Genomic DNA, 16,718 nt, shown 5'->3' on the forward strand with positions numbered 1-16,718 from the left:
CAGAACCGAACGGGCGGCGCGACACCCCTCCCAGGTCGCGCCGGCCCGTCAGTGGTCCAACAGTCGATTTATCGGTGGTGGACTGCAAAGCGTTACAGAATTTGCAGTCATTGACAGAAAAGCCGCAATTTCTGGCCCGATCGTGCCGTCGGCTGACTGCGGACAGTGAGATTCGGACTTGCGAGTACGGGCTCCGGCGGCCAGAGTTCTCCGGTGAGGCAAATGAAACCGAACCGGCGGCAGATCTTTACGGTAGGAGCCGCCGCAGCGGCTGCCGCCACGGTCGCCGCCTCCACCGAAACCGCATCCGCCACCACCGCGTCCACCACCGAGGCCGGGTCCACCGAGTTCGCGGTGACCACGTCGTCGTCCACCGGGCCGTACGGCTCCGGCCTGCTCGGCTCCTGGGCCGGTGCGCAGCGCGCCATCTCGACGCCGGCGCAGATCCAGCACACCCGCGAAACCAACGGCGTCTTCATGTTCGGCGACAGCATCTCCGTCCAGGACGGCAAGGCGCTGGCGATCCGGCTGCTGAACCGCAACGGCACCCAGCTCGCCGTCCACAACTGGTCCAGCCGGCCCACGTCCGGCGCCGTCGACGCGCTGCAGCAGTGGGCGTCGACGTACGGCCTGCCGCGACGGATCCTGATGGCGAGCGGGTCCAACGACATCTTCGACCCGCCGAAGTTCGCTGCCCAGGTCGCCCGGGCGATGAGCATCGTCGGCCAGAACCGGACGCTGTACTGGGTCAACATCCAGGTAGTCCGCAAGAGCGTGGCCTCGACCGTGCAGCTCGCCGACCAGCGCAACAGCTCGTGGCTCAACATGCAGCTGTACGACCAGCAGGAGAAGTACCCGAACCTCAAGATCATCCGCTGGGCCGAATGGCTCTGGGTCAAGCCGTACCGCCTGGTCAACTACCTGCGCGACGGCGTGCACCCGACGGTGCCGCTGGGCCAGGACGCCCGCAACGAGCTGATCGTCCAGTCGCTGGTATCCTGACCACGTGAACACGAACTTGCAGCTGTGGTGGGCCGCCTAGGGCGGTCCACCCGGCGTGTTCGCACGCAACCAGAGGCCGTCTCGCCGAGGCGGCCTTTTCTTATGCCCTCGGTGGGACCTCCACACCGAAAGGGCAAAATCATGACCTCGCTTTCCGGCATCACCCCGTCCGGCCGTCTGACGCTGGGCAACCACCTCGGCGCGCTGCGCCGGTTCACCGACCCGGACGGGTTCTACTTCGTCGCGAACCTGCACGCGATGACGACCAGGCACGATCCCCGAAGACTCGCCACGCTGACCCGCGAGTTCGCGACGCTGATGCTCGCGGCCGGTGTCCCCGAAGGCACGGTCTTCATCCAGTCCGACGTACCCACGCACGCGCAACTCGCGTACCTCCTGGAGTGCACGTCGTACGTCGGGGAGCTGTCCCGGATGATCCAGTACAAGGAGAAGGGCAATGGGCGCCCGATGACGCGGGCCTCGCTGTTCACGTACCCGTGCCTGATGGCCGCGGACATCCTGCTGTACGGCGCGGAACGCGTCCCCGTCGGCGGCGACCAGGACCAGCACGTCGAGCTGGCCCGGGATATCGCGATCCGGTTCAACCGCGAGTACGGCGATACGTTCGTCGTACCGCAGCTCAACAAGGCCGCGCTCGCGACCCGGGTCAAGGACCTGCAGAACCCGACCGCGAAGATGAGCAAGTCGAACGCCGACGACGCGGTCGGGACGATCCGGCTGCTCGACCCGCCGGACGTGATCCGCCGGCAGATCATGCGCGCCGTGACGGACTCGGACAACGAGGTCCGGCACGACGAGGCGGCCAAGCCGGGCGTCACCAACCTGCTGGAGATCCTCGCGGCGTGCACCGACGGCGACCCGGTCGAGCTTGCGACGTCCTACGCGTCGTACGGCGCGCTGAAGCAGGACGTCGCGGACGCGGTCCTGAGCGTCATCGAGCCGCTGCAGAAGGAGTACGCGCGCCTCGCGACCGACCCGGGCGCGATCGAGAACCTGCTCGCGCACGGGCGCGACCGGGCGCTCGAGGCGAGCACTCCCCGACTCCAGGCGGCGACCCGGGCGATGGGTTTGGCAGGATCTACTCTATGAGGATCCGCGCCGCCACGTTCAACATCCGCAATTCCTCCGCACCCGACGGCGACAACGCCTGGCCGGTACGGCGGAAGGCGACGGTGGCGGCGATCGAACAGCTGGACGCGGACGTGGTCGGGCTGCAGGAAGTGCTGCCCGACCAGCTCGAGTACCTGCGCTGGCGGTTCCCGAAGTACGAGATCGTCGGCGCCGGCCGGGACGACGGCATGAGCGCGGGTGAGCACGCGGCCGTCCTGGTCCGGCCCGGCGACTGGCGGGTCGAGCGGCAGGAGACGCGGTGGCTGTCCGACGACCCGGGGACGCCGGGATCGATCGGGTGGGACGCCGACCTGACCCGGGTCGCGACCCTGGTGTGGCTGCGGCACCGCAACGGTACGACGGTCGGCGTCGTCAACACGCACTACGACCACGCGGGCGAGGTCGCGCAACTGCAGTCGTCGCGGCTGATCGCGCGCTGGGTCACCGGATCGATCCCGTGGATCGTGATGGGCGACCTGAACGCGACGCCGGACTCTCCCCCGGTGAAGACACTGGTGGATTCCGGTCTGCGGATCGCCGTACCTCTGTCGGAAGGCGGCAGCTGGCACGACTTCACCGGCGCCGTCGACGACGACCGCATCGACCACATCCTCGTCACCTCGACGTGGACAGTGACCGACGCGGCCGTCTCGCACTACCGTCCCGACGGGCGGGTGCCCAGCGACCATTGGCCCGTCGTCGCGACCTTAGATCTTCGCTAGTACTTCTTCGCGCAACCGCTCGAGCGCGTCGAAGCGCCGGTCGCCGTCGCCGAGGAAGCCGTCCGGTACCAGCAGCTCGTCGATCCCGGCTGCCGGGTACTGCGCGACCACGTCGAGGACCTCCTGCGCCGATCCCATGATCACGTGCGCGCCCTGGCTCTCCAGGCGCTCCTTGCGCTCGATCGCCTCGGTGTCCCCCGGTACGACGACCTCCAGGAACGTCTGCGCGGAACGCCGTACGGACTTGGGATCGCGCCCCACTCGCTCGCAGTGCTGGGCGAACACCTCGCCCTTCTGCGCGGCCAGCTCAGGACGTCCCCAGTGGTTCCACTCGTCGGCGTACTTCGCGACGATGCCGAGAGCAACCTTTTCGCCGGAGGCGCCGATCAGGATCGGGAGGTTGGCCGGCTTCGGTTCACAGGGGGCGTCGGTGAGCTGGTAGTACTTGCCGTCGAACGTCGTCCGCTCCTGGGTGAGCAGGCGCTTGATCACCTGACAGGCCTCCTCGAAACGCTTGAGGCGCGGGCCGATCGGCGGCAGCTCGATGCCGTATGCCTCATGCTCGTTGACCTGCCAGCCGGCGCCGATCCCCAGCACGAACCGGCCGTTCGACATCTGGTCGATGGTCGCGGCCGCGTTCGCGACCACGGCCGGATGCCGGTACGTGTTCCCGAGCACCATCGTGCCGACCCGCACCCGCTCGGTCCGCGCGACGACGCCGGCGATCAGCGCCAGTACCTCGTTGACCGGGACGCTCAGGTCGTCCCCGTTCTTCATGAAATGGTCAGCCATCCATACGCCGTGCCATCCGGTCCGCTCGGCGTACTCAGCCCCTTCGAGCACACCCTGCCAGGTCCGAGCCGCCGCAGGCCACAAAGAAAAGTCCATGGCCTCATCCTCCCTCTTGGGCCGCGAGGACGGCGTCTCCGTTCTGCTCTGCCCACTCAGTGAGCATGCGGACCGGGCCCATCAGGGTGCGGCCGAGGTCGGTGAGGTCGTACTCGACGCGGGGTGGGACGCCGCCGTGGTCGGTGCGCGTGACCAGGCCGTTCGCCTGGAGCCGGCGGAGGGTCTGGGTGAGGACCTTCTTCGAGATCCCGCCGATCAGCTCGATCAACTCCGAGTGCCTGCGGGCGTGGTCGTTGAGACCCCACAGCACGACCACGGCCCACTTGTCCGCGATCACCTCGACCGCGAGCCGGGCCGGGCAATCGGCCAGGAAGACATCACCGGGTTCTACTCCGTGCACAGCGGTCAGGGTACCCAGAGGTTCCCACGGCGCTGTCTAGCGTCTGCTGCATGAACCTTCCCGAGAGCACTCATCGGCTCTTCGACGAGCCCAAGGACGCCACGCTGATCACCATCGACCCGGACGGGTCGCCGCACGCCGCGATGGTGTGGGTCGGGCGGGACGGTGACGACCTCCTGATCGGTGTCGAGGAGAAGCACCGCAAGACCCGGAACCTGCGCCGCGATCCACGGGTGACGCTCGTGGTGCAGGACGACCGGATCAGTCCCCGCGGGCTCACGCAGTACCTGGTCGTGAGAGGTACGGCGAAACTCGAACGGGATCCTCAGCGGTACAAGGAGTTGATGGACCGGCTGAGCAAGAAGTACCTCGGCCGCGACGAGTTCCCCTTCTGGAACGAAGACGTGTCCGCCGGTGCCACCGTCGTACGGGTGGTCGCCGATCGGGTGACGGGCGAAGGGCCGTGGACCGTCAGATAACTCAGATTACTCAGATGACGATGTGCCAGCGGAGGAGGAAGGCGCCGATGGAGAGGATGACGTAGAGCAGGACGAGCAGGGTGCCGATGCCGGGGCGCGGCCGGTGGCGCTGGACCTTGACCTCGAGGGACTGCTCGCGCAGCACCTCCATCACCGCGGCGACCTCGGCGGTGCGGTCCTTCGGGATGCCGTTGATCTCGTGCTCGTCCGGGCCGCGGGTGAGTACGACGTTGTCGTCGCCGACCTCGATCTTGCCGACGTCCTGCCAGGCAAGGCTGCGGATCAGCATGCTGGTGCGGGCCTTCAGGCCGCTCGGGAACAGCTCGACGCGGTACAGCACGACGCCGCCCGCGACGCGGACGACGGACGCTCCGATGATCGTCAGCAGACCGACCGCGAGCATGTCGCGGGCGCCCATCCAGAGCCACGAGTTCAGCGCCGGTACGACGACGAACGGCAGCACGAACAGCGCCCAGGCCCACCACGGCGCCGGGTCCAGCGGCACGCGCCACGGAAGCGGCGGCACTTCGCGTTGCTGAAGGTGCGCAGGCCGATCCTCATGCTGCGCAGGCGTCGTCGCCGGCTCGACCGAACCATTACCCATGGGCGGACTCATATCCCTCGAACATGGCAGGAAACCTCGGCGCCCAACCATAACGCCACCCACGCGACAGGTGTTATTCGGCCGCCAGGTCCCGCTGTTACTCGGCAGCCAGGTCGCGCGAACGGTTGCGGGCGGCCTCGATCGCGGACAGGAACGCGGCGCGGACCTTGTGGTCCTCGAGTTCCCGGACCGCGGCGGCCGTCGTACCGCCCGGGGACGTCACGCGCTCCCGCAGTACGGTCGGGTGTTCGCCGGTCTCCCGCAGCAGCTTCGCGGACCCGACCACGGTCTGTACGACGAGTTCGGTCGCCGTACCGCGCGGCAGGCCCATGTGGACGCCGGCCTCGATCATCGCCTCGACGACGAAGAACAGGTACGCCGGACCGGAGCCGGAGATCGCGGTGACCGCGTCCTGCTGCTTCTCCGGCACCCGGATCACGCGACCGGTCGCGGCGAGCAGGCTCTCGGCCAGCTCGAGGTGGCTCTCGTCGCAGTGCGCGCCGCGGGAAATCGCCGCCATGCCCTCGTCGACCAGAGCGGGGGTGTTCGGCATGACACGTACGACGGCAACGCCTTCAGGCAGCCGGGACTCGACGAAGCTGGTGGTGATACCGGCCGCGAGCGAGACGACGGTCTGGGTCGCCTGCACGGCCGGGGCGATCTCGGCGAGCAGATCCGGCATGTCCTGCGGCTTCACGACCAGGACGAGCGTGTCCGCCTGCTTCGCCGCCTCGATGTTGGACACGACGTCGACGCCGTACCGCTCGCGCAGTTCGGCGGCGCGTTCCTCCCGGCGCTCGGTGATCAGGAGGTCCTCCGGTCGCCATCCGGCCCGAATCAGCCCGGACAGCAACGTCTCCCCCATCACTCCGGCCCCTAGAACGGCCACCTTTGTACTCATGTCCACAGGTTAGCCGGGTCGGTCGATCCTATTTCTTGCTGATCAAGGAGCGGGCGAAGAACTGCAGGTTGGCGGGGCGCTCGGCGAGGCGTCGTACCAGGTAGCCGTACCAGTCCTCGCCGTACGGGATGTAGACGCGGACCGTGTGGCCCAGACCGGCCAGGCGGAGCTGCTCCTCGGGGCGGATGCCGAACAGCATCTGGTACTCGTAGCTGCCCGGTTTGCGGTTCGCACGGTCGGCCAGTGCGCCGGCGATCGAGATCAGCCGCGGGTCGTGCGACGCGATCATCGGGTAGCCGTCGCCGTTCATCAGGACCTTCATCGCGCGGACGTAGCCCTTGTCGACCTGGCGCTTCTCCTGGAACGCGACCGACTCGGGCTCCTTGTACGCGCCCTTGCACAGGCGGACGCGGGAGCCGGCGTACGCGAGGTCGCGGCAGTCGGACTCGGTACGGCGGAGGTACGCCTGCAGGACCGCACCCGTCTCCGGGAAGTCCTGGCGCAGCTCGCGCAGGATCCCCAGCGTGGAGTCGGTCGTGGTGTGGTCCTCCATGTCCAGCGTCACCGTCGTACCGGCGTTGCGGGCGGCGAGGCAGATGGTCCGCGCGTTCTCCAGCGCGATCTTCTCGCCGTCGCCCTGGAGCGCCTGGCCGACGGCGGACAGCTTCACCGAGACCTCGGCGTTCTTCGTCAGGCCGGCGGCGGAGAGCTTCCTCAGCAGGTCCAGGTACGCGTTGGCGGTCGCGGACGCCGCGGCCTGGTCTGTGACGTTCTCACCGAGGTGGTCGAGGGTGACGTTCAACCCGTTGCTGACCAGCTTCTCGGTGGCCAGGACGGCCTCCGGGGCGGTCTCACCGGCGACGAACCGCGCGACGATGCCGCTGGACACCGGCAGCGACGACACTGCCTTCTTGATCTGGGGGCTGCGGGACACGCCCAGCAGAACTCGCCGAAGCACTATGTGTTCCTCCTCAACCCAGGGTTACTGGTTCGATGGTCGCACCCCTGCTGGTGGAAGATGCGCCCATGCCCATCTTCAAGCGTCGCCGCCGGAACGCCGTGGAGGCGGACCCGATCGGCGCGTTCTGGTCCTGGTGGTCGAGCGCCGGCGCGGCGAGCGTCGCGGACGCCGTCGCCCGCCGGGAGCCGACCGACGCGAACGCGGAACTGAACGAGCGGGTCGCCCGCATCCACCCGGACCTCGAGTGGGAGCTCGGCCCCGGGCTGCACGCCCAGCACGTGCTGATCGTCACCGCCGCCGGCAACCCGGCGCAGCGCGCGGTCGCTCGCCGCTGGCTGCGCGCTGCCCCGCCGTCGGACCAGGTCTGGGAGTACGCCGACCTCCGCCGGCCCGGGCCCCCGGTGACGATCCAGTTCGAAGGGCTCCCGCCTGTCGCGGTCGACGAGTCGGTGGTGTCGATCGAGCCGGATTCGGCCTCGGTGCACGTCGGCGTACACCATCCTGTTTTCTCGTCGCTGTCGGTGGATGTGCAGCGGCGGGTGACGTTCCTGATCCTCGATCTGGTGCTCGGCGAGGAGATGGTGGAGACGTGGGTCGGCGCGATCGACACGCTGGACGCTGCGCCTGTCGACGCCGTACCGGTGATGGAGTTGTTGCCTGCGGTGGCTGGGTTTGCTGCGGAGCACACGCTCGAGGACGGTAGTCCGGCGTGGAAGATGCTGGAGGGTACGCGCGACGGGCAGCGGGTGATCGCGACGGCGGAGTACCCGCTGCGCTCGATCCGGCGGCCGCACCTCGATACGCATGTTGCGGTCGCGATCCACTATCCCGTGGTGCGTGACGACGGCCTGCCCGAGTCCGAGATGCTCGACGAGCTCCGGGCGTTCGAGGACCACCTCACCGACCGCCTAGGCGGCTCCGGCAACCTCCTCGCCCACGAAACCTCCGCCGGCACCCGCATCCTGCACTACTACACCGACGGCACCACCCCCGCCGACGCCCAACTCCAAGCCGCCACCACCGGCTGGCCCCACGGCAAAGTAACCCTCACCGCCACCCCAGACCCCGCCTGGCACAACGTCGCCCATCTGTCGGGCTGATGTGATCGACCCGGCTGCACTGTCGGGCAGTACGCACCATACTGCCGACATCGGTAGAATTGTGCTGACATCGGCACTATAGTGTTACGATGGATATGTCTCGCCCCATCAGCACCGTGATACCGACGCTCGATGGTCCAGTGCTGGCAGTGCTGGCCCGGACCTCCAAGCCGCTTACCGGCCGGAAGGTCCACCAGTTGGCGGCCACCGGGAGCGAGACCGGGACGCGCAACGTCCTGCGCCGCCTGGCCAGCACTGGGCTGGTGACCGCGTCGGAGGTCGGTAGTGCAGTCCAATACGCACTGAACCGCGAGCACCTGGCTGCGGCCGCTGTGCTGGAGTTGACCGCGCTGCGGCAGCGATTGTTCCAGCAGATCGGCGAGGTGATCGAGCAATGGTCGCAGCAGCCCGTCCATGCGAGCGTCTTCGGCTCGACGGCCCGCGGTGACGGGGATTTGCGCAGTGACGTCGATCTGCTCCTCGTTCACCAGTTCACCGATGACCCGCCAGACAACTGGGCCGCCGATGTCGACGCACTCGGCGACCAGGTCTTCGCATGGACTGGCAATCACCTGCAGATCTACGAGCTCAGCGAGAGCGAACTCGCCGATCACCTCCGTGTCGGCGAGCCCATCGTCGACGACTGGCTGCGCGATGCCTTTGCGGTCTACGGGCCAGATTTCCGCAACCTGCGCAACCGGATCGTTCAGGCCGTGATGCCGCGATGAACCCATCGACATCAAAGACGGCGCACACTACGGGATGATTTACGTCGGAGCCACCAAGGCCAAGGCCGCGATCCGGAACGCGAGGACGCTGGTCGACGGCGCCGCAAAGCTACTCGTGTAAGCCCGAACCGCGTGAACCCGGGCTGGATGCAACCTGGGCGTTCAGGGCTTCCGTCTTGAGGGGGAGATGGAGAGTGGAGGCTCGGATGGTGGAGCGGGACCGGGAGTTCGTCGAGTTCGTCGAGGGGGCGGGGGCGGCTCTGCGGCGGACGGCGTTTCTGGTGTCGGGGGATCGGCATCGGGCGGACGACGTCGTCCAGGACGCGCTGTACAAGCTGTACCTGGCCTGGCCGAAGGTACGGCGGGTCAGCAACCCGTTCGCCTACGCGCGCCGGATGGTGGTGAACGCGGCGTACGACGGGAAACGCCGGCCGTGGCGGCGGGAGGTGACGATCGCCGACGTACCGGACCAGGTCGGGTACGACGACTTCGCGGCGGGGCATGCCGAGCGGGACGAGGTGCTGGCGGCGCTGCAGTCGCTCGGGCCGCGGCAACGCGCGTGCGTCGTACTGCGGTACTACGAGGACCTGTCCGTCGAGCAGACCGCGGAGATCCTCGGCTGTTCCACGGGCACCGTGAAGAGTCAGGCGGCACGTGGTCTCGACACTCTCCGACGAGCCATTGACCAGCGGCGGGCGAGCCGGGCGCTGTGAAGGAGAACGAGATGGAAGACGTACGAGAGGTCAGCGCCGAACTCCACCGACTCGCCGAGTCCGAGGAGCTGGAACCCTTCGACACCGGCGCACTGCTCGCCCGGGGGCACCGCGGACGACGCCGGCGGAAGATCGTCGCCGTGGGCGGGGCAGTTACCGGAGTCGCAGCCATCGCGTTGGCCGCGACCCTGCTGCCCGGGCTCATCCAGGCCGGCGGGAAACCACCGGTGGCCGGCGATCAGAGCAGTACCGCGCTGTTCGAGTCCGTGCAGGGGATTCCGCGCGGGGAAGAGGGTGTCGGTCAGCGGATGACGATGGCGGAGGCCCAGCGGCGGTGTGCCTTGCGGTTCCCGGACGAGAAGCGCGGGTTCGAGAAGCCGTACGACGGACCCTTCGTCGGGCAACGACTGTCCTACACGATCACGATCGGCCAGCGGATGCGGATGTGCACAGTCCCCGGCGGTGACAAGCCCACGGCGGCCCTCCTGGCACAAGTCGCGAAGGATCCGCTGCCGACGACCCCGGCCGGCCAGTTGCGGCACTGCTCGGTGCAGACCTGGGTGGACGTCACCGGGTGGCGGGTGACGGCGTCGGCCCGGTCGAGCGAAACCGGGGCCTCGTTGCTGACCGCTGTCTCGCCGAGCGGCAAGACCGCGATCGCCTGCGAGATCGACAAGAGCACGCTGGACGGCGGAATGATCACCCAGGGCACGACGCTGATCCCGCTCGACCATCTGCGCTACGACAGCAACGTCTACACGCACGCGACAGCGACCGCCCCGGCCCAGCTGTGGACCGGGGTCAACATCGGCGGCAACAAGTCGGGATACACGACCTTGGCCTGGGGCCGGATCAACGGCAACGCGACCCGGATCCAGCTGCGGATGGACGCGAAGACGAAGACCGACGTACCGGTCACGGACGGCTGGTTCGCCTATTACTGGAAGACTCCCCCCACGCCGGCGAAGATCGCGGACCTCCGGATCACGGCGTACGACCGGAACGGAAGGATCGTCAAGGTCCTCCGCTGACCCGAATCGTTATCAACCAAAGGGCTGTGTCTCATGTCTCACCCATCGAGCTTCGAAGGGGGAGAGATGAGAAAACTGCGGACAACATTGACCTTGCTCGCGGCGGCCGGCCTGGCCGCCGCGGGCGCGACGACCGCCACCACGGCAACCGCGAGCCCATCCGGTACGACGGCAGCCTGCGGACTGAACCTCGGCTCGGTAACAGCCGGCGGCGACCAGACACTGCAACGCCTGACGGCATCGACTCCGCCGGCCGCCGGCGCGCGGAGCGTCGTACCGAATGTGTACTCCGACGGCGCGGTCCGGATGATCGGGTCGCTCGTCAACACGGCGACACCGACCGGCAGTTCGCGGTACGGGCGGGTCGTGCTCGGGGACACGATGTACCAGCACTGGCTCGAGCTCGACAAGGCCGGCAAGGTGACGTCGTCGCAACTGGCCCGGATCGGCGGCGGTTGGAGCAAGTTCGTCGACCACGAGACGTCGACGTTCAACAACGACCCGACGCATCCGCGGACCTACGAGTACGGGCTGCGTTCGGACGGCGTGCTGTTCCGGTGGGTCGTCGGCGACACGGGCAGCTGGAAGGCGTACGGATCAGCACCCGGGTTCGCGTCGGTCAAGTCGATGACGCTGATCAGCAAGGCCGCGGCGTACGACACGTTCCTCGCGAACACCCGCGGCGGCGCGCTCTACACCATCCGGATCCCGGTCAACACCCAGATGCGGCCGATCGTTACGAAGGTGCGGTCCGCGACCTGGCAGGGGTTCGAGTCGCTGGTCGCCGCCCAGTGCGGCAACTACGGGACCGTTGTCGTCGGCATCGACAAGGACACCAAGTCGGCGTACCTCTACACCTTCGGGCACGCCGACGGCGCGAAGACGTCGATCACCGGTCACGGCAAGGTGCCCGGAACCTTCGCCGATCCCAGCTACTTCCGCTGGGCCCCACCGGTGAAGTCCGACTGGCTGTTCGGCGAGTAGAAGATCCGGCGCGCGCCCAGCACGGCGCGCGCCGGACTCCCGCTCAGATCGGTCAACGGCGCACCTGATAGCGCAGGTGAAGCACCCGGTTGCCCTGAATCACGTCAGGATCCTCCAACAGGTGCTGCGCGTCGACCGACCCGAAGTAGCGCTTGCCGGACCCGAAGACGACGGGTACGACGTCCATGCGCACCTCGTCGACCAGGCCTGCGGCAAGCGCCTGGCCAGCGACGTCGCCGGCGGCGACCTCGACTATGCGGTCACCGGCCAGCTCCTGCGCCTTGGCCACGGCTGCCTCGACGCCGTCGACGAAGTGGAACGGAGCCTCGGGGTCCCAGCCCTCGGGCGCCGGCCGGTGCGTCACGACGACCACGTGGTCGACCCCGGCCGGAGGCTTCCCGTCCCAGCCGTCCGTCAGGTCGAAGACGTGGCGGCCGGCGATTGTCGCCCCGATCTGGTCCCAGTATGCCCGGGTGTAATCGTAGGAGATCTGCGACACCTTCACGTAGCCACTCTCGTCCAACGGGACGTCACCGCTGGTCAACCAGTCGAACAGCGGTCCGGGCTGGTCGTTCTCGTCCGCGACGAAGCCGTCCGCCGATACCGAGCCGTACATGACCACCTTGCCCACGGGGCTCTCCTTTGATTCGGGGTGCCCCCAAGTTAGCGTGTCGTGAGCTGTCGCTCTTGTAAGAAATCAATCGGCCGGCAGCGGCCAGTTGTCCAGCGTGTGGCCGGGGTGCTCGCGCAGGAACCGCCGCCGGACTTCGATGTACCGGGTCGGCGTGAGCCCGGTGAACGCCCGGAACTCGTGGCCGAAGTGGGCCTGGTCGAAGTAGCCTGCGCGAGCGGCGAGGTCGCCCCAGTCGATCGGTTCGGCGGGGTTGATCGCGAGCAGGGTGGCGGTGAAGCGGTAGCTGCGGGCCAGCCGCTTCGGCGTGACGCCGATGAGCTCCTTGAACCGCTGCGCCAGATGGGTGGTGCTGACACCGGCTGCCACGCTCAGGTCGCCGATCGACACCGCTCCGCTGGTCGCGGCGATGACGCTGCCCGTACGGCGGACCAGTCCCAATCCGGCGGTCTCGCCCAGCCGTCGCATCAGCTCGTCCTCGAGAAGCGTCAGCATCTCGTGCGGTCCGGACGCCGTGGCCAGCCGGTCTCGCAACTCGGCAACGGCGGGCCGGCCCCAAACCTGTTCTACAGTCACCGGCCGGTCACACAGCTCGGCCACGGGCATCGGCACGAACGGCGCCGCCCCCCACGGCTTGAAGTGCACCCCGACGGACCGGGTCCAGAGCGGGTAGCCGAAATCCAGCGCGCGGGTGGGCATGGTCACCACGCAGCCGTCGGCGTACTCGGCCGTCTCGAGGTCGGTGCCGCCGCGGATGCGGAACGGCGCCCCGAGGTTGACGATGAGCAACGCCGACGGACTCGGCGGCAGCATCAGCCGGGCGTACGGCGACGCACCCTCCAGGTAGTAGAGGTCGTCGATCAGCCCGTCCAGCGGCGGTCGCGGCACTCTGGACACGTACTCCATACCCACAGCATCACCGACGCCCCCGGGATGGTCCAGCCGCGCCACCGCCCTCCCTCATGCGGTACGGCGTTTGAGGGTTGCTGCGCCGAGTCCGAGGGCCGCGAGGATGAAGCCGAGGACGACCAGTGTGTCGCCGCCCGTGCCGGTGGTGAATCCGTTGCCTTTGGCAACTCCTAGGACGGCGTCGACCGCGTAGGACAACGGGAGTACGTCGCTCAGCGCGTGGAGGACCGTGGGGAGTTGATCGCGCGGGACCAGCAGCCCGCACAGCAGGATCTGCGGGATCATGACGGCCGGCATCATCTGCACGGCCTGGAACTCGGTCGCCGCGAAGGCGCTCGCGAACAGGCCCAGCGCCGTACCGAGAACGCCGTCGAGGACCGCGACCACGCCGAGCTGCCAGGCGGCGCCCTGGATATCCAGATCCAGGAGATACAAGGCGATCGAGACCACGGCGAGTGCCTGGACGACGGCGATCAGTGCGAACGCGAGCGCGTACCCGAGCAGGAAGTCCAGTTTGCCCATCGGCATCGTGAACAGCCGCGACAGCGTCCCGCTCGACCGTTCGCGCAAGGTCGCGACCGACGTGACGACGAACATGATGATCGACGGGAAGACCGCGAGCAGCGGACCACCGACCCGGTCGAAGACCATCGGGGAATCGGTGAACATCCACCACATCAGGCTGACCAGCAGAGCCGGCAGCACGATCAGCATCGCCACCGTTCGGTGGTCCCGCCGCAGCTGGGCCAGGACTCGGGCAGCTACGGCAAACGTCACACGCGGGGTCATCGCGCACCAGCTTTCCGGTCGATCAGGGTGAGGAACGCCTGCTCGATGTCGCTGGTCCCCGCCGACAGGAGCAGGTCCTGAGGCGTGTCGTCGGCGAGCAGGTCGCCGTCGCGCATCAGCAGGAGACGATCACATCGCGAGGCCTCGTCCATGACGTGACTCGACACGAGCAGCGTCGAACCGGCGTCGGCGAGTTCGTGGAAGAGGTTCCAGAGATCGCGCCGTAGAACGGGATCCAGGCCGACCGTTGGCTCGTCCAACACCAGGAGTTCCGGGCTGCCGAGCAGTGCGGCCGCCAGCGAGGCGCGTGATCGTTGGCCGCCGGACAGCTGGTCGACCCGGGCGTCCGCGTGCGACGTGAGATCGACCGCCTCGACGACCCGTTCCACATCGGACGACGGGACCCCGAGGACCGCCGCGAAGAAGCGCAGGTTCTCGGTGACGGTCAGATCGCCGTACACACTGGGCTCCTGCGTCACATAGCCGATCCGTCCGCGCAGCTTCGGCGCGCCGGCCGGCAGCCCGAGGACCGACACGTCCCCGGTCACCCGCGCCTGCAGGCCGACGATCGCACGGATCAGCGTCGTCTTGCCGCAGCCGGACGGCCCGAGCAGCCCGGTCACCGACCCGGCCCGGAGGTCGAACCCGACCCCGTGCAGAACCTCCCGGTCGCCACGCACCACGACGACGTCACGGCAACTCACCGCGTTTTTCATCATGTGATGAATTTAGCGCGTACGTCGCTCCTTGGCAACAGGTCGTCAGACGACGGCGTACCCCGTGTCCGCACTCAGCCCGGCCAGCACCGGGTCGCCGTAACGCGACCGCAGCGCAGCGAACCTCTGCACCTTGTCCGCCCCGAATCGGCCGACCTCGACGGCATACGTGGTGCCGGTGAGGAACACCGGCGGGCGCCGCTTGCTATGGAACTTGTCGGCGTACATGACCAGTTCCTCCTCCGGCGTCCGCGGAAGATAGTCGTCCACCGGGATCGGCAACGACTGCCGCACCACGTCGTCGCGCGTGATCCCCACCCCGGTGTGACACGAGGCGAACCGGCAGAGCTCGACCGGGAACCCCAGGGACGACAACAACGAGTGCCCCAGTACGCCGTGCTGGACGTACGCCGTCGACTCCAGGCGATACACCCCGATGTCGTGGAGCAACGCGCCCGCACGCACCAGGTCGGTGTCGACGTCCACGCCGGCAAAGAACTGCTCCGCGATCGAGCACACCAAACGGCAATGCTCATGGACCAGTTCGAACGCCTCCCGACTCGGCGCGTACTCCCGATGCAGCGCGCGGATCTCGCCGTCGGTCGGGATCTCCATCAGCCTGAGACGTACTGCTGGATCGCGGGCGCGATCCGGTCGACGAGGGTCTCCAGGTCGGCGGACGCGACCGGCTCGAGCTCGACCACGTAGCGGGTCAGCGCCATCCCGATCAGGTGGCTGGCGATCAACGCGACCCGCAGCTTCGCGTCCGGGACGTCGATGAACTGCGAGACCGGCTCGAGGATCATCCTGGTCATGCCCTCGCGCATCAGCCGGGCGACGTCGTCACTGGTGACCACACTGCGCAGCATCGCCTTCATCCGCTGCTGTCCCTCGTCCGACTCCCAGACGCCGAGGAAGACGGTCACGATCCGCCGGCCGAGGTCCTCGCGGGAGCCGTCCAGGATCGCTGCAGCCACCTGCCGCGGATCCAGCGGCAGCGCCATCGCCTCGATGAACAGCTCGTCCTTGCTGTCGAAGTAGTGGTGCACGAGGGCCGCGTCGACGCCGGCCTGGCGCGCGACGGCGCGGATCGAGGTGGCCGCGAAACCCTTGTCCGCAAAGGATTCCCGGGCGGCCCGCACGATCTCTCCCCGGGTATCCGGTCCCCCTGGACGGCGTCCCGGCGTACGGCCGGTAGCTGTCACGGAGTCAGCTCCGAGATCTCACCCTCCGGGGTGACCGCGAACGACGTACGCCGGGACCGGGAGGCTCCAGACCGGACGAAGTGCTTGCGGGTGAACTCCAGCGACTCGACCAGGTCGACCTCACGCTCGGAGCGGCTGGTCGCGCGGCGGGTGTTGATCTCGATGATGATGTGGCCGCGGAAGTCCTGCTGCGCGAGGACGCCCAGCAAGTCCGCGGCGCGCTGGGTGCCGCGGCCCGGGACCAGGTGCTCGTCCTTCGCGGAGCCGGTGCCGTCGGTCAGGTGCACGTGAGTCAGGCTCTTGCCCATCGTCGCGGCCAGCTCGACGCAGTCCTGCTCGGCGGTGGACGCGTGCGACAGGTCGAGGGTGGTGTGCGCGTACTCCTGCTCGGTCGGGTCCCAGCTCGGCGCGTACGCCTGCAGGTCGCGGCCGGGTGCGCGCCACGGGTACATGTTCTCCACCGCCAACTGCACGCCCGTCTCGGCCTCCAGCCGGGCGATCCCCTCGACGAACCCGCGCGCGTAGTCCCGCTGCCAGCGGAACGGCGGGTGTACGACGACCACGTCGGCGCCGAGCTCTCTCGCTGCCTCGGCGCTTCGCTCGAGCTTGGTCCACGGGTCGGTCCCCCAGACGCGCTGCATGATCAGCAGGGTCGGGGCGTGGATCGCGAGCACCGGCAGCTGGTGGTAGTCGATCAGCCGCTGGATCGCGTCGATCTGCGTGCTCAGCGGATCGATCCCGACCATCACCTCGACACCGTCGTACCCGAGCCGGGCGGCCAGCTCGAAGCCGCTCGCGGTGGACTCCGGATAGACAGAGGCGGTGGACAGGCCGATCTTGGCGGTCGTACGGGGGTTCATTCG

21 protein-coding genes are annotated in these 16,718 nt (G+C 68.3%); 9 read left to right on the top strand and 12 right to left on the bottom strand.

Translation table 11 applies throughout. The annotated features are described in order from the left end of the window. The first annotated feature begins 222 nt into the window (after positions 1 to 222). The 3 genes from ACLJOO_RS07410 to ACLJOO_RS07420 all read left to right on the top strand — a co-directional run bounded on the left by ACLJOO_RS07410 (position 223) and on the right by ACLJOO_RS07420 (position 2,855). Positions 223 to 1,002 (top strand): hypothetical protein, encoded by a 780-nt coding sequence (locus ACLJOO_RS07410; protein WP_410786062.1) that lies wholly within the window; start codon positions 223 to 225, stop codon positions 1,000 to 1,002. A gap of 141 nt (positions 1,003 to 1,143) precedes the next feature. Continuing rightward, complete coding sequence (trpS, locus tag ACLJOO_RS07415) at positions 1,144 to 2,112, top strand: tryptophan--tRNA ligase (protein ID WP_410786063.1); 969 nt, start codon at positions 1,144 to 1,146, stop codon at positions 2,110 to 2,112. Beyond that, positions 2,109 to 2,855: an endonuclease/exonuclease/phosphatase family protein gene (locus ACLJOO_RS07420; RefSeq protein ID WP_410786064.1), complete on the top strand. Its 747-nt coding sequence runs from the start codon at positions 2,109 to 2,111 to the stop codon at positions 2,853 to 2,855. The genes trpS and ACLJOO_RS07420 overlap by 4 nt, the downstream gene beginning before the upstream one ends. On the opposite strand, the gene ACLJOO_RS07425 is transcribed toward ACLJOO_RS07420, so the two are convergent. Then, positions 2,841 to 3,743 carry a TIGR03560 family F420-dependent LLM class oxidoreductase gene (locus tag ACLJOO_RS07425; protein ID WP_410786065.1) on the bottom strand — a complete coding sequence of 301 codons (903 nt, stop codon included), beginning with the start codon at positions 3,741 to 3,743 and terminating at the stop codon, positions 2,841 to 2,843. The genes ACLJOO_RS07420 and ACLJOO_RS07425 overlap by 15 nt on opposite strands. A gap of 4 nt (positions 3,744 to 3,747) precedes the next feature. Beyond that, positions 3,748 to 4,104, bottom strand: coding sequence for a winged helix-turn-helix transcriptional regulator (locus ACLJOO_RS07430; RefSeq protein WP_410786066.1), 357 nt, complete (start codon positions 4,102 to 4,104; stop codon positions 3,748 to 3,750). A 50-nt stretch (positions 4,105 to 4,154) separates the two neighbouring features. On the opposite strand from ACLJOO_RS07430, the gene ACLJOO_RS07435 reads away from it, so the two are divergent. Further along, the gene (locus tag ACLJOO_RS07435) at positions 4,155 to 4,583 is read left to right on the top strand and encodes a PPOX class F420-dependent oxidoreductase (RefSeq protein WP_410786067.1); all 429 of its coding nucleotides are present in this window, start codon (positions 4,155 to 4,157) and stop codon (positions 4,581 to 4,583) included. Positions 4,584 to 4,593: 10 nt separating this feature from the next. Here ACLJOO_RS07435 and ACLJOO_RS07440 read toward each other — a convergent pair whose 3' ends face one another. The 3 genes from ACLJOO_RS07440 to ACLJOO_RS07450 form a co-directional block, all read right to left on the bottom strand. Then, positions 4,594 to 5,187: a hypothetical protein gene (locus ACLJOO_RS07440; protein ID WP_410786068.1), complete on the bottom strand. Its 594-nt coding sequence runs from the start codon at positions 5,185 to 5,187 to the stop codon at positions 4,594 to 4,596. 97 nt (positions 5,188 to 5,284) lie between these two features. Then, positions 5,285 to 6,088, bottom strand: coding sequence for a pyrroline-5-carboxylate reductase (gene proC, locus ACLJOO_RS07445; protein ID WP_410786069.1), 804 nt, complete (start codon positions 6,086 to 6,088; stop codon positions 5,285 to 5,287). A 28-nt stretch (positions 6,089 to 6,116) separates the two neighbouring features. Beyond that, positions 6,117 to 7,046: a proline dehydrogenase family protein gene (locus ACLJOO_RS07450; protein WP_410786070.1), complete on the bottom strand. Its 930-nt coding sequence runs from the start codon at positions 7,044 to 7,046 to the stop codon at positions 6,117 to 6,119. Between the two features lie 68 nt (positions 7,047 to 7,114). Between ACLJOO_RS07450 and ACLJOO_RS07455 the strand changes: the two genes are divergently transcribed. The 5 genes from ACLJOO_RS07455 to ACLJOO_RS07475 all read left to right on the top strand — a co-directional run bounded on the left by ACLJOO_RS07455 (position 7,115) and on the right by ACLJOO_RS07475 (position 11,605). Then, positions 7,115 to 8,149: a DUF695 domain-containing protein gene (locus ACLJOO_RS07455; RefSeq protein ID WP_410786071.1), complete on the top strand. Its 1,035-nt coding sequence runs from the start codon at positions 7,115 to 7,117 to the stop codon at positions 8,147 to 8,149. Between the two features lie 89 nt (positions 8,150 to 8,238). Next, complete coding sequence (locus ACLJOO_RS07460) at positions 8,239 to 8,877, top strand: nucleotidyltransferase domain-containing protein (protein ID WP_410786072.1); 639 nt, start codon at positions 8,239 to 8,241, stop codon at positions 8,875 to 8,877. A gap of 206 nt (positions 8,878 to 9,083) precedes the next feature. Next, positions 9,084 to 9,590 carry a SigE family RNA polymerase sigma factor gene (locus ACLJOO_RS07465; RefSeq protein WP_130384901.1) on the top strand — a complete coding sequence of 169 codons (507 nt, stop codon included), beginning with the start codon at positions 9,084 to 9,086 and terminating at the stop codon, positions 9,588 to 9,590. Positions 9,591 to 9,601: 11 nt separating this feature from the next. Beyond that, positions 9,602 to 10,621, top strand: a complete 1,020-nt coding sequence (locus tag ACLJOO_RS07470; protein ID WP_410786073.1) for a hypothetical protein — start codon at positions 9,602 to 9,604, stop codon at positions 10,619 to 10,621. A 66-nt stretch (positions 10,622 to 10,687) separates the two neighbouring features. Continuing rightward, positions 10,688 to 11,605, top strand: a complete 918-nt coding sequence (locus ACLJOO_RS07475; protein ID WP_410786074.1) for a hypothetical protein — start codon at positions 10,688 to 10,690, stop codon at positions 11,603 to 11,605. 52 nt (positions 11,606 to 11,657) lie between these two features. Here ACLJOO_RS07475 and ACLJOO_RS07480 read toward each other — a convergent pair whose 3' ends face one another. From ACLJOO_RS07480 to ACLJOO_RS07510, 7 genes are all read right to left on the bottom strand, one after another. Beyond that, complete coding sequence (locus ACLJOO_RS07480) at positions 11,658 to 12,236, bottom strand: dihydrofolate reductase family protein (RefSeq protein WP_410786075.1); 579 nt, start codon at positions 12,234 to 12,236, stop codon at positions 11,658 to 11,660. Positions 12,237 to 12,302: 66 nt separating this feature from the next. Then, complete coding sequence (locus ACLJOO_RS07485) at positions 12,303 to 13,142, bottom strand: AraC family transcriptional regulator (RefSeq protein ID WP_410786076.1); 840 nt, start codon at positions 13,140 to 13,142, stop codon at positions 12,303 to 12,305. 54 nt (positions 13,143 to 13,196) lie between these two features. Continuing rightward, on the bottom strand, positions 13,197 to 13,934 hold the full coding sequence (locus ACLJOO_RS07490) for an ABC transporter permease (RefSeq protein ID WP_410786078.1): 738 nt from the start codon (positions 13,932 to 13,934) through the stop codon (positions 13,197 to 13,199). Further along, a complete protein-coding gene (locus tag ACLJOO_RS07495; RefSeq protein ID WP_410786079.1) occupies positions 13,931 to 14,653 on the bottom strand; it encodes an ABC transporter ATP-binding protein in 723 nt (240 codons plus the stop codon). The genes ACLJOO_RS07490 and ACLJOO_RS07495 overlap by 4 nt, the downstream gene beginning before the upstream one ends. Before the next feature lie 42 nt (positions 14,654 to 14,695). Next, complete coding sequence (locus ACLJOO_RS07500) at positions 14,696 to 15,265, bottom strand: HD domain-containing protein (protein WP_410786080.1); 570 nt, start codon at positions 15,263 to 15,265, stop codon at positions 14,696 to 14,698. Continuing rightward, positions 15,265 to 15,792: a TetR family transcriptional regulator gene (locus ACLJOO_RS07505; protein ID WP_410786081.1), complete on the bottom strand. Its 528-nt coding sequence runs from the start codon at positions 15,790 to 15,792 to the stop codon at positions 15,265 to 15,267. The genes ACLJOO_RS07500 and ACLJOO_RS07505 overlap by 1 nt, the downstream gene beginning before the upstream one ends. Before the next feature lie 59 nt (positions 15,793 to 15,851). Next, positions 15,852 to 16,715: a sugar phosphate isomerase/epimerase family protein gene (locus ACLJOO_RS07510; protein ID WP_410786082.1), complete on the bottom strand. Its 864-nt coding sequence runs from the start codon at positions 16,713 to 16,715 to the stop codon at positions 15,852 to 15,854. Between the last annotated feature and the right edge of the window lie 3 nt (positions 16,716 to 16,718).

Origin of the sequence: Kribbella sp. C-35 (genome assembly GCF_046549195.1) — a bacterium.
In the GTDB taxonomy this organism is placed as follows: Bacteria; Actinomycetota; Actinomycetes; order Propionibacteriales; family Kribbellaceae; genus Kribbella.